Raw genomic sequence first — 11,667 nt, 5'->3', positions numbered from 1 at the left:
ACCCCCCCTTTCAAAACCCGAGCGACAGGGACGTGCCGCTCGGTCAAGGCACGCCGGATTTACCGACGCGCCAAGCTGTAACCCGAGTCGCGCAGACAGCGGGCGTCATAGCCGTAGCGCGCGCCCTCGGCGGTACTGACGCGTTTGGCGCAGTAGCGGGGCAGGCGATCGGCATAGGAGTAATTCTTTTCAAGGCAGGGCTCGCCAAACATCATGACCTTGCCCTCATCGCCCTCATAGCTGCGAAAACACTGCTGCGGCAGGAGCTTGCGGTCCACGCGCTCAGGCAGGGGGCGCACTTCGCGCTCAGGGTAAGTGGCACGGTCGCGCTCAGGGTAAGTGGCACGGTCGCGCTCAGGGCGGGTCCAGTCGCTGCTGCGGCGCGGCGCGGGGCGCGGGTCAACATAGGGGCGCGGATGGGGCCGCTTGGAAACCGTGGGGTAATACCGGGGCGCCTCATAGACCGGCGCGGCACGGCGACGGGTCACGGTCTCACGCTCTTTGCGCTCTTTGTTGTTGTCGTAGATCATCTTGCCCACGATCGCGACACCCGCAATCGCGGCGAGCGTGCGCAGCACCTCTTTTTCATCGGCAGCAGCCGGGCGGGCGTCAAAGGCAGTGATGGCAACCGACAGGGCGGCGATGGTAGCAATGAACTTGCGGTACATGGGTCTGGTCCCTTCTCGTTATCGGCGCGTTTCGCTGCGCCCTTGATCCTCTGCGGCCATAACTCGGGGGCCGCGTATCGGTTCGTGTGTCTGTTGGTGCCACCAAACTGGGATGAGGGCCAAAGACAGGCAATAACAGGGGGGCGCTATCCAATAACAAGGCGCTCAAAACGCCTTGGTTATTGAATATCAGCGGGTGAAAGCGCATTAAAAACATATGAAAAACCCATGTCTCTCATTGCTGACCGCGCTGGCGGTCATTCTGGCCCTGCCCGCCGCGGCAACGGCTGGATGCTTTGCCGATTACAAGGCCAAGCAAGACAATCCGCTGCGCCTTCACTATGGGGTGGCGCAGATCTCCGGGGCCTGTGAGCCAGCCTCCGCCGAAACCGAACTCACGCCGCGTCTTGCAGCGGAGGGCTGGACATTGTTGAATGTGCTGTCTGTTTTCGGGGACGAAGGCTTGGATCAAAGGAAAGACAGTGCAGGAACATTCTACCTCCGCTTCTGACATGCGCAGATTTGGCGGGCGTTTCGTGATCGGTGGCATCGCCGCCGTGGTCGCCGTGCTTTTGGTCGGGGCGCTTGTGCTGCTCTGGGCGCTGCCGGATGCGAACGTCTTTAACGCCCGGGTCGAGCGGATCTTTATCGAGAACGACGATCTGACCACCCAGGCCGAGATCAAGCTGCTGGAAATCCTCGCCCAGTCCGGCACCGCCTTTTCCGAGACTTTGGCCAGCTACCGCATCGTGATCGTGGTGCTTTTGGTCTTTGCCAGCGCCATGCTGGTCGCGGCGATGGTGTTTCTGTTCATGCTGATCGGCTTCAACCGCCGCATGGCCCAGATTGAGCGGACGGGCATCCAGGTCAATTCCCTGCTGATCAGCCGGGAAGAGAATACCGTCTATCTCAACAACCTCGGCTTCAAACTGACGGCTGCTGCGATGGAGACGATGTCGGTCCTTGCCGAGGCGCGGATGGATGACGACGTGCTGTCGGGTTCCGAGATTGAAGGCATGATCTCGGGCCGCAGCCCTGCCGACTGTGATGAGGCCGCCGGTGCCACGCGGATCAAACGCCTGCGCGACACGCTTGGCAACCAGCTGGTGTCGGAACTGCTGGTCAAGAACATCGCCCGGCGCGGCTATATGCTGGCGATCAACAAGGACGTGATCAAGGTTCTTTAACCCCGGCAAAGCGCCGCCCTGCCCCGCCCGCGCACGGCTGGCCCTAGCCAATGCCCCGCAGGCACGTTAAATGGCGTCAAATTAAATTGGACAGACTGGAGTAATCAGATGGGTTATCGCGTCGCCGTCGTCGGTGCCACAGGCAATGTGGGCCGTGAAATGTTGAATATCCTTGCGGAGCGTCAGTTCCCCGTGGACGAGATCGTGGCTCTTGCCAGCCGCCGTTCGCTCGGGACTGAGATCACCTTCGGGGACAAGACCCTCAAGACCAAAGACCTCGACACTTTCGATTTCACCGGCTGGGACATGGCGCTTTTCGCCGTGGGCTCCGAGGCGACCAAGAAATACGCGCCCGCCGCTGCCAAAGCGGGCTGCGTGGTGATCGATAACTCTTCGCTCTACCGCTACGACAACGAAGTGCCGCTGATCGTGCCGGAGGTGAACCCCGAAGACGTGCACGGTTATTCCAAGAAGAACATCATCGCCAACCCCAACTGCTCCACCGCGCAGATGGTCGTGGCGCTGAAGCCGCTGCATGACCGCGCCAAGATCAAGCGCGTCGTGGTTAGCACCTACCAGTCGGTTTCCGGCTCGGGCAAAGAGGCCATCGACGAGCTCTGGGACCAGACCAAATCGGTCTACAACCCGACCGACAATTACGAGGCCAAGGTCTACCCCAAGCAGATCGCCTTTAACGTGATTCCGCATATCGACGTCTTCCTCGAAGACGGTTCGACCAAGGAAGAATGGAAGATGGTCGCCGAGACCAAGAAGATCGTCGATCCGTCGATCAAGGTCACCGCGACCTGCGTGCGCGTGCCGGTTTTCGTGGGCCATGCGGAATCGATCAACATCGAATTCGAAGACCACCTTGATGAAGCCGAAGCCCGCGACATCCTGCGCGAAGCGCCGGGCATCATGGTGATCGACAAGCGCGAAGACGGCGGCTACGTCACGCCGGTGGAATGCGTCGGCGATTTCGCCACCTTCATCAGCCGCATCCGTCAGGACAGCACCATCGACAACGGCATCAACCTGTGGTGCGTCAGCGACAACCTGCGCAAGGGTGCCGCCCTGAACGCCGTGCAGATCGCCGAGCTGCTGGGCCGCGAAGTGCTGAAAAAGGGCTGAGGTTCAGCCTTAGCATAGAAACAAGAAAGGGGGCCAATCGGCCCCCTTTTTCGTTCTACGATTCATCGACGGTCAGACCGGCTCAAACGCGCCCAATTCGGGCAAGTAATGCTCCAACCCGCCCTCGCCGATGTCGGTCCAAAGACCGTGCAACGACAACTCGTCCTTCTCGACCGCCTCTTTCAGCCATGGGAAGGTCATCAGGTTTTCCAGCGAGGTGACAACGGCGAGCTTCTCGAGCTGACGCTCCTGCTCGCGCTTGTCCTTGATGCTGGACACGGAATCGAAGGTCGGGCGCAGGATGTCCATCCAGCGGCCCACGAAACTGTCTTTCTTCTCAAGCTCCGGCGCCTCGCCCCGGCACATGGCGGCACAGCCCGCCACACCGCCGCAGCTGGAATGGCCCAACACGATCACATGCGCGACCTTCAGCGCCGTCACCGCATATTCGATCGCCGCCGAGGTGCCGTGCTGGTTGCCGTCGGGCTGGTAAGGCGGCACGAGGTTGGCGATGTTGCGGTGAATAAAGAACTCGCCCTGATCGGCCCCGAAGATCGAGGTCACATGCACCCGGCTGTCGCAGCAGGAAATTACCATGGCGCGTGGATGCTGCCCTTCGGAAGCAAGGCGGCGATACCACGACTGGTTCTCGGCATAGCCGGTCGCCTTCCACCCGTGATAGCGTTGCAACAGATACGACGGCAGAGCCTTGGCCTTGTCCATGTGTAAACGTCCCCTAATGCGTGATGCGGTTTTAGCGCAGATAGCGCAAATGCCATACGAATTCGAGAGAAAAGGCACAATCATCGCAACCCTTTGCACACCTTCATGCGCCATATTGCCCTTAGGCCGTGGGGGCGATCGAAGGATGACTGGAATGCAACTTATGCAAATTCGCCCGACCGAACAGGTCTGCGTCGATCAAGAGCGGCTGGCGCTGCTCTACACACAACTGGGTGAGGTGGGAGCCGAAGATGTTCTCTGCCGCGCGATGGAGGAATTGGCCCTGCGCCTGTCCCATTGCAAAAGGCTCCATGAGGGCCAAGACCGCGCCGGGCTGCGCAAAAGCGTGCACCGCCTGATCGCCATCGCCGATCAAATCGGCATGGCGCTCGTCGCTCGGGTGGCGGCGGATGTGATGGCCTGTATCGACGCGGGGGATGAGACCGCCACCGCGGCCACGCTGTCGCGCCTGATCCGCAGCGGCGAACGGTCGCTGACCGCGATATGGGACCTGCCAGAGATCACGATCTGATCGCTTGCGGGTGGCGATGGAAAAGGTAGGCTGCGCGCAAATCCAGATTTGCAAAGGTTTGTCATGTCCGCCGAATTCGCCGCCCCCTCCGCCAATGCCCTGCCGCTTCATGTCTTGAGCGAGACCGCGCTTGAAGGCTGGCTTGCCGATCAGCCCGGCGCTGTGCAGGCATGGGTGAAGGCCAGCGGCTTTGCCGGCGGCCTTGGGCAAGCGCTTGTGGTGCCGGGGGCCGAGGGCGCGCCGGTGATGGCACTGGCGGGCTACGGGTCCGAGGCTGCCCGCCGCCGGGGCCGCTTTCACCTTGCCGCCGCTGCAGCCAAGCTTCCTGCCGGGGACTACCGGATCGAAAGCGGCCTGCCCGAGGATCAGGCGGCGACAGAGGCGCTTGGCTGGCTGCTGGCGGGCTATCGTTTCGACCGCTACCGCGACCAGTCCCCGCTGACCGCCCGCCTCGTCGCGCCCGAGGGGGTCGACGCCGAGCAGATCACCGCGCTGGCCACGGGTGAGATGCTGACCCGCAACCTGATCAACACACCCGCCTCCGACATGGGGCCGCCCGATCTTGAAGCCGCCGCGCGCAAACTGGCCGAGCGGCATGGGGCGCAGATCGAGGTAACCACCGGCGATGCCCTTCTGGAAAACAACCTGCCGATGATCCACACCGTGGGCCGCGCCGCCGACCGCGCGCCGCGGCTGATCGACATGACATGGGGCAACGCGGGGCCAAAGCTGACACTGGTGGGCAAGGGCGTCTGTTTCGACACTGGCGGGCTGAACCTGAAGCCCGGCGCCTCGATGGCACTGATGAAAAAGGACATGGGCGGGGCCGCCGCCGTGCTGGGGCTGGCGCATATGATCATGGCCACCGGCATGGAGGTGCAGCTTCGCGTGCTGATCCCGGCGGTTGAGAACTCCGTATCCGGCAATGCCTTCCGCCCCGGCGACATCCTGACTTCGCGCAAGGGGCTGACGGTTGAAATCAACAACACCGATGCCGAAGGGCGTCTGGTGCTGGCCGATGCGCTGGCGCTGGCGGATGAGGACAAGCCCGATCAGATCATCTCGATGGCGACGCTGACCGGGGCCGCCCGCGTGGCCGTGGGGCCGGACCTTGCGCCCTATTACAGTGACGACGCCGCCTTCGTCTCGGCTTTGGAAAGCGCCGCTGCCGGGTCTGCCGATCCGGTCTGGCGGATGCCATTCCATGATGCCTACGAGGCGCTGATCGAACCCGGCATCGCCGACCTCGACAACGCGCCCAAGGGCGGTTTTGCCGGGTCGATTACCGCCGCGCTCTTCCTGCGCCGCTTTGTGACCGACAGCAAATACGCGCATTTCGACATCTACGGCTGGCAACCTGCCGACGCCCCCGCCCGCCCGAAAGGCGGCACCGGCCAAGGCACTCGCGCGATCTATGCCGCCCTGCCTGCCTTGCTGAAATCATGAGCGACCCGCGTCTCACCCCAGACCCGGCGCTGGCGACCCAGAACCGCCCCGCGCAGGTGGCGGCGCCGGTGGCCGACCTCTGCCGACGCCCCGACGGGCCGCGCGACCGGCAGCTGCTGTTCGGCGAGCAGGTGACCGTGCTGCATGAGGCGTCGGGCTGGACCTATGTGAAGGCCGAGAAGGATGGCTATTGCGGGCATGTTCTGCAAAGCACCCTTGGCACCCCGCGCAGCGCCACCCACCGCGTCTGCGTGCCTGCCACCCATGCCTATCGCGACGCCGATCTGAAATCGCCGGACCTGCTGAGCCTCAGCTACGGTGCGCGCGTCACGGTCACGGCAGAGGCCAAAGATTTCGCCGAAACCCCGCAGGGGCACATTCCGCTGGGCCACCTTGCACCCGTCGAGAGCCGAGAGGCCGACCCCGCGCAGATCGCCGCGCTGTTCCTTGGCACGCCCTATCTCTGGGGCGGCAACAGCCGTTGGGGGATCGATTGTTCGGGCCTCGTCCAAGCGGCGCTGCTGGCCTGCGGCATCCCCTGCCCCGGTGACAGCGACCAGCAAGAGAAGACGGTGGGCGCCCCCGTCAGCGGCGCCTATCAGCGCAATGATCTGTTGTTCTGGAAAGGCCATGTCGCGCTGGTGGTGGATGGCGAGACGATGATCCACGCCAATGCCCACGCCATGGCCGTGAGCTATGAAAACATCGCCGAGGCCATCGCCCGGATCGAAGCGGGCGGTGACGGCCCGGTGACGGCCCATCGCCGCCCCGGCGTTTAATCTACTGCGCGGATCAGCTTGCGCTCCAACACGCGCAGCACGGCCTTCAGGTCATGGCCCCGGCGCAGCACCTGCCCGCCGGTGCCCACCACCGCATACATCCCCTGCCGGTTGCGCAGCTTGGGACGCTTTTCGATCCGGTAAAGCGGTATCTCAGCCGTGCGGCGAAAGACCGAAAAGACGGCCACGTCCTTAAGGTGCGAAATCCCGTAGTCACGCCACTCCCCCGCCGCGACCATACGCCCGTAGAGCGATAAGATCAGCGACAGTTCGGTGCGGTGAAAGGCGACCTGTTCGACAGGGCGCTCGAAAGCCGTGATCGGCGATGGGGGCTCTATGCTCATGGCTTTACAGTTGACCCTGACGGGGGCCAAATCAAGCCCTGACATGGCCGAAAGCGCGGCTCAAAATTTCTTGAAAGCGTTACAGAATTGTGCAACCAATCTTGAAAATGAAACACAAAGGCATGACGGAATGACCCCAGACGCCCGCGCCCGCAAATGTGCCGAGGTGATGTTCGCCCGAGATTCCGCCTCGGCCGGATTGGGCATGAGGATCGACGAAGTCACCCCCGGGGGCGCGGTTTTGTCAATGTCAGTGCGTCCGGACATGCTGAACGGGCATGGGATTTGCCACGGCGGTTTCATCTTCACGCTGGCCGACAGCGCCTTTGCCTTTGCTTGCAACAGCTACAACCAGACCACTGTCGCCCAGCAGAACCAGATCACCTATCTCAGCCCCGGCCAGCCGGAGGAGCGGCTGACCGCCACCGCACGCGAAGTGTCGCGCAGCGGTCGGTCGGGCATCTATGACGTGACCGTCACGGGCGAGGATGACCGTGTCGTGGCCCTGTTTCGCGGGCTCTCCCGCAGCATCAAGGGCCAGCTATTTACCGAGGAGGAGCCGACCTGATGAAAGACCTGACCCCCGCGAAGGATACGCTCGACCCGATTGAGATCGCCAGCCGGGACGAGATCAGCGCCCTGCAATTGGACCGACTGAAATGGTCCCTGCGCCATGCCTATGACAACGTCCCTTTCTACAAGCAAAGCTTCGATGAGGCGGGCGTGCATCCTGATGATCTGAAACAGCTTTCCGATCTTTCGCGCTTTCCCTTCACGGTAAAGACTGACCTGCGCGACAATTATCCCTTTGGCATGTTCGCCGTGCCGCGTGATCAGGTGGCGCGCATTCACGCCTCATCCGGCACCACCGGGCAGCCGACCGTGGTTGGCTATACCAAGGACGATTTGGCGAACTGGGGGCAAGTCGTCGCCCGCTCCCTGCGCGCGGCGGGGATGCGCCCGGGCGAGATGCTGCACAATGCCTATGGCTATGGGCTGTTCACCGGCGGCTTGGGCATCCACCTCGGCGCCGATGCGCTTGGCCTGTCGACCGTGCCGATCTCGGGCGGGATGACCCCGCGCCAAGTGCGCCTGATCGAAGATTTTGCCCCCAAGGGCATCACGGTCACCCCGTCCTACGCGCTGTCGATCTTGGATGAGTTTGCCAAACAAGGCATCGACCCGCGCCAATCCTCGCTCGAAGTCGGCATCTTCGGGGCTGAGCCTTGGACCAACGCCATGCGGCAGGAGATCGAGCAGGCCTTCGACATGCATGCGGTCGACATCTACGGGCTCAGCGAAGTCATGGGGCCGGGCGTCTCAATGGAATGCGTAGAGACCAAGGACGGGCTGCACATCTGGGAAGATCACTTCTACCCCGAGATCATCAACCCCGAGACTGGCGCCCCCGTCGAGGATGGCGAAATGGGTGAGTTGGTCTTCACCTCACTGACGAAACAGGCCTTCCCAATCATCCGCTACCGCACCCGCGATCTGACCCGGCTGCTGGCGGGCACCGCGCGCTCCATGCGGCGGATGGAGAAGGTGACCGGGCGCAGTGACGACATGATCATCCTGCGCGGCGTCAATGTCTTCCCCACCCAGATCGAAGAGGCGCTGATGGCCACGCCGGGCTTGGCCCCGCATTTCCAGATCGAACTCTCGCGCCCCGACCGGATGGACCAGATGCGCGTGCTGTGTGAATGCGCTGACGCCAGCGTGACCACCGATGCCCGGGCTGCTGCGATCAAGGCATTGTCGGCACATATCAAACAGACCGTCGGCATCTCGGTCACGGTTGAGGTCATGGACGTGGGCGGCGTTGCCCGGTCCGAGGGCAAAGCTGTGCGTATTCTCGACAACCGCCCCAAGGGCTAGGGGACGCCCCTAGCCGCAGGTGACTTTGGCGATTTTGCCTTCCGCGTCCAAGACGATGTTGGTGCGGTTGGGATTGGCGTCCATCGTCACCGGGTCGCCCTCTGTATAGACGCGCTTGGGCTCGGAGACGATGCTCGCTGCCGATTTCGGGCGACCGATCAGCCCCCACCAACTGCCCTCTTTGCAGGTGTCGGTCGGCGGCTCGGCGGCGGCAAGCTCTTCTTGCCCGTCATCTTCAGAGGGGCTGGAGCTGTCGTTCACCGCGTTGACGACCGACTCCGGCAGCGGTTTGGGCTTGGCCGGGCTGCTGGGGGTTTCGGACCGCGCCGGGGCCGAAGGCACGGGTTCCGGCGATGGCGGCGGAGGCGGGGGTGTGGTGGCCGCAGGCGCGGGAGCCGGGATCGGGTTCTGCACCGGCGCTGTCGACAATTCAGCGCATCCGGCCAGCACTAGGGGTGCCAAGAAAACTACTCTCATATTCCAAACCTCGTTCTTCGCGTGGCGTCCATCCCGCAACAGGTAGCTCCCTGACCCGCCCCGCCAAGGGCCGGGCGCTTTGCCCTTGCCGGAACCTGCCGATAGGACTGCTGGGGCGGCGAGATCACGGGGCTGCCCGGGGCGATCCCGCTGGCCGCAGCCGCATGAGCGCGCGGGTGGTGTCGATCGGTTCAGCCAAGGCCCAAGCCCCTGCCCCATTGCACCCCAAGGGCGGGCTGGCTAATGCTTGACCCATGGTCGCGATCTTCCTGAAAACCCTGCCGTTCTTTGCGCTGATCGGCCTTGGCTACTGGGCCGGGCGCACGCGGTTCTTCTCAGCCGAAGCGACGGCCTATCTCACCAAATTCGTCTTCTACTTCGCCCTTTCGGCGATGCTGTTCCGCTTTTCCGCCAATCTGTCCTTGGCCGAGGTCTGGGACAGCCGCCTTGTCGCCGCCTACCTCTGGGGGACGACCTTCGTCTATGCCATCGCCAGCCTCGTCGGTTTTTTGCGCGGGCTCGACGTGGCCACCAACGGGATCGAGGCGCAATGCGCCGTGATCGGCAACACCGGCTTTCTGGGCGTGCCGATGCTGACGCTGCTCTTAGGGCCGGATGCCATCGGCCCCGTGCTGCTGGCACTGACCGTCGACATGATCATCTTTTCCAGCCTCATCGTGATCCTGATCACCGGCTCCCGCGAGGGGCAGTTGCGGCTGGCGACGCTTAAGATCGTCGGGATTGGCCTGCTGAAAAACCCGATGATCGTCGCCATCACGCTGGGGTTCCTCTGGTCCGGCTTCGGCATCCCGATCCCCGTGCCGCTGAACGAATTTCTGGCCATCCTTGGCGGCGCTGCCACCCCCGGTGCGCTGTTCGCCATCGGCGCCTCGCTGGCCTCAAAATCCGCCGAGCGGATCGAGATCGCGGGCTGGCTGACCTTTTGCAAACTGGTGCTGCACCCGCTCTTCGTGGCCTTTGGCGCGCTGTTTCTCTTCGGCGTCGACCCGTATAAAGCCGGGGTCATCATCGCCACGGCCTCTCTCCCGGTCGCGGGCAATGTCTATATGCTCGCCCAACACTACGGCGTCGCCCCTCAGCGGGTCTCTGCCGCCATTCTCGTTTCAACCACGGTCAGTATCGTGACCGTCAGCCTTGTCGTCGGCTGGGTCTCGGCCCTGTGACACACTCAAGTTCGAAAGGAACGCTGCCATGAAAACCATCTCGGAAAACGCCTGTTTCGGTGGCACGCAGGGGGTGTACTCCCACGCCTCCGACACCTGCGGCTGCGACATGACATTCGGCCTGTTTCTCCCCGCCGAGGCGCAGGACGGCCCGGTGCCGGTGCTGTGGTATCTCTCGGGCCTGACCTGCACCCATGAGAACGCCATGACCAAGGCGGGCGCGCAGGCTTGGGCCGCGGAGCATGGCATCGCGCTGGTCTTCCCCGACACCTCCCCGCGTGGTGAAGCTGTGGCCGATGATGACGCTTACAACCTTGGCAAAGGCGCGGGGTTCTATGTGAACGCGACCCAAGACCCTTGGGCGGCGCACTACCAGATGTGGGACTATTTGGCCGAGGAACTGCCCGCCCTGCTGGGCGAGAATTTCGCCCTCGATATGGAGCGTCAAGGCATCACCGGCCATTCCATGGGCGGCCACGGCGCGCTGACGCTGGCGATGAACCTGCCGGGGCGTTTCCTCTCAGTCTCCGCCTTCGCGCCCATCACCCATCCAACGGCGAGCGATTGGGGCAAAAAGCAACTCACCGCCTACCTCGGGTCCGACGAGAGCACGTGGACGAAACACGACAGCACGCTCCTGATGCGCGAAAAGGGCTTCGACGGGCCGGTGCTGATCGACCAAGGGGCGAGCGACCAGTTCCTCGACCTTTTGATGCCCGAAGCGCTGGCCGAGGCCATGGCGGCAAAACGCCAGCAGGGCAGCTTCCGCATGCAGCCGGGCTATGACCACAGCTATTTCTTCGTGGCGAGCTTTATGGAAGATCACGTCGCCTTCCATGCCGACGCGCTCTACGCGGGCTGAGCCATGACCGCGCTCTACATCGACGCCGACGCCTGCCCTGTGAAGGCCGAGGCCGAGCGGGTGGCGACACGGCACAAGATCAAGATGTTCCTCGTCTCCAACGGCGGGCTGCGCCTGTCGCAGAACCCGTTGGTCGAGGTGGTGATCGTGCCCGACGGGCCCGATGTGGCCGACATGTGGATCGCCGAGCGTTGCGGTCCAAGTGACGTCGTGGTGACGGGGGACATCCCGCTGGCCGCCAAATGCGTCGAGGCGGGCGCAAGGGTGCTGAAACACAACGGCGAGGCGCTGACCGCGCGCAACATCGGCAACGTGCTGGCGACCCGCGACCTGATGGCCGACCTGCGCGCCGCCGACCCCTTTCGCCAAGGCGGCGGCAAGGGGTTTACAAAGGCCGACCGCTCCCGTTTCCTCGAAGCATTGGAGCGGGAACTGCGCGCGGCGGCGCGGGGGTAG

15 protein-coding genes are annotated in these 11,667 nt (G+C 63.5%); 11 read left to right on the top strand and 4 right to left on the bottom strand.

Annotated features, from left to right (window positions below):
• Positions 1–59: 59 nt before the first annotated feature.
• Positions 60–668 carry a hypothetical protein gene (locus FCK22_RS04820; RefSeq protein ID WP_067265996.1) on the bottom strand — a complete coding sequence of 203 codons (609 nt, stop codon included), beginning with the start codon at positions 666–668 and terminating at the stop codon, positions 60–62.
• Between the two features lie 217 nt (positions 669–885).
• Between FCK22_RS04820 and FCK22_RS04815 the strand changes: the two genes are divergently transcribed.
• From FCK22_RS04815 to FCK22_RS04805, 3 genes are all read left to right on the top strand, one after another.
• Complete coding sequence (locus tag FCK22_RS04815) at positions 886–1,179, top strand: hypothetical protein (RefSeq protein ID WP_067265999.1); 294 nt, start codon at positions 886–888, stop codon at positions 1,177–1,179.
• Position 1,180: 1 nt separating this feature from the next.
• Positions 1,181–1,855: a hypothetical protein gene (locus FCK22_RS04810; protein WP_082852096.1), complete on the top strand. Its 675-nt coding sequence runs from the start codon at positions 1,181–1,183 to the stop codon at positions 1,853–1,855.
• Positions 1,856–1,963: 108 nt separating this feature from the next.
• Positions 1,964–2,986 (top strand): aspartate-semialdehyde dehydrogenase, encoded by a 1,023-nt coding sequence (locus FCK22_RS04805; RefSeq protein ID WP_067266005.1) that lies wholly within the window; start codon positions 1,964–1,966, stop codon positions 2,984–2,986.
• Positions 2,987–3,058: 72 nt separating this feature from the next.
• On the opposite strand, the gene FCK22_RS04800 is transcribed toward FCK22_RS04805, so the two are convergent.
• A complete protein-coding gene (locus FCK22_RS04800) occupies positions 3,059–3,709 on the bottom strand; it encodes a carbonic anhydrase (RefSeq protein WP_067266009.1) in 651 nt (216 codons plus the stop codon).
• A gap of 154 nt (positions 3,710–3,863) precedes the next feature.
• Here FCK22_RS04800 and FCK22_RS04795 point away from each other — a divergent pair, with 154 nt between their 5' ends.
• The 3 genes from FCK22_RS04795 (at position 3,864) to FCK22_RS04785 (ending at position 6,466) form a co-directional block, all read left to right on the top strand.
• Complete coding sequence (locus tag FCK22_RS04795; protein WP_197470934.1) at positions 3,864–4,241, top strand: hypothetical protein; 378 nt, start codon at positions 3,864–3,866, stop codon at positions 4,239–4,241.
• Positions 4,242–4,304: 63 nt separating this feature from the next.
• Entirely contained in the window at positions 4,305–5,687 is a 1,383-nt protein-coding gene (locus FCK22_RS04790; RefSeq protein WP_067266015.1) for a leucyl aminopeptidase family protein, read from the top strand.
• Positions 5,684–6,466, top strand: a complete 783-nt coding sequence (locus FCK22_RS04785; protein WP_067266016.1) for an NlpC/P60 family protein — start codon at positions 5,684–5,686, stop codon at positions 6,464–6,466. Before FCK22_RS04790 ends, FCK22_RS04785 begins: the two co-directional genes overlap by 4 nt.
• On the opposite strand, the gene FCK22_RS04780 is transcribed toward FCK22_RS04785, so the two are convergent.
• Positions 6,463–6,810: a DUF2794 domain-containing protein gene (locus tag FCK22_RS04780; RefSeq protein WP_067266019.1), complete on the bottom strand. Its 348-nt coding sequence runs from the start codon at positions 6,808–6,810 to the stop codon at positions 6,463–6,465. The two genes, FCK22_RS04785 and FCK22_RS04780, sit on opposite strands and share 4 nt — an antisense overlap.
• A 130-nt stretch (positions 6,811–6,940) precedes the next feature.
• Here FCK22_RS04780 and paaI point away from each other — a divergent pair, with 130 nt between their 5' ends.
• Positions 6,941–7,378 (top strand): hydroxyphenylacetyl-CoA thioesterase PaaI, encoded by a 438-nt coding sequence (paaI, locus tag FCK22_RS04775; RefSeq protein ID WP_067266022.1) that lies wholly within the window; start codon positions 6,941–6,943, stop codon positions 7,376–7,378.
• Positions 7,378–8,688, top strand: a complete 1,311-nt coding sequence (paaK, locus tag FCK22_RS04770) for a phenylacetate--CoA ligase PaaK (protein ID WP_067266024.1) — start codon at positions 7,378–7,380, stop codon at positions 8,686–8,688. Before paaI ends, paaK begins: the two co-directional genes overlap by 1 nt.
• Before the next feature lie 9 nt (positions 8,689–8,697).
• Here the strand turns inward: paaK and FCK22_RS04765 are convergent, their stop codons facing one another.
• On the bottom strand, positions 8,698–9,165 hold the full coding sequence (locus FCK22_RS04765; protein WP_136720257.1) for an I78 family peptidase inhibitor: 468 nt from the start codon (positions 9,163–9,165) through the stop codon (positions 8,698–8,700).
• Between the two features lie 254 nt (positions 9,166–9,419).
• Between FCK22_RS04765 and FCK22_RS04760 the strand changes: the two genes are divergently transcribed.
• The 3 genes from FCK22_RS04760 to FCK22_RS04750 are packed head-to-tail and all read left to right on the top strand — an operon-like array spanning position 9,420 to position 11,667.
• A complete protein-coding gene (locus FCK22_RS04760) occupies positions 9,420–10,349 on the top strand; it encodes an AEC family transporter (protein ID WP_067266029.1) in 930 nt (309 codons plus the stop codon).
• A 28-nt stretch (positions 10,350–10,377) separates the two neighbouring features.
• Entirely contained in the window at positions 10,378–11,211 is an 834-nt protein-coding gene (fghA, locus tag FCK22_RS04755) for an S-formylglutathione hydrolase (protein WP_067266032.1), read from the top strand.
• A 3-nt stretch (positions 11,212–11,214) separates the two neighbouring features.
• The gene (locus tag FCK22_RS04750) at positions 11,215–11,667 is read left to right on the top strand and encodes a YaiI/YqxD family protein (protein WP_067266034.1); all 453 of its coding nucleotides are present in this window, start codon (positions 11,215–11,217) and stop codon (positions 11,665–11,667) included.

It is taken from the genome of Sulfitobacter sp. 15WGC (genome assembly GCF_005068605.1).
Classification (GTDB): domain Bacteria; phylum Pseudomonadota; class Alphaproteobacteria; order Rhodobacterales; family Rhodobacteraceae; genus Sulfitobacter; species Sulfitobacter faviae.
This window is presented reverse-complemented; position numbering and strand designations above follow the sequence as displayed.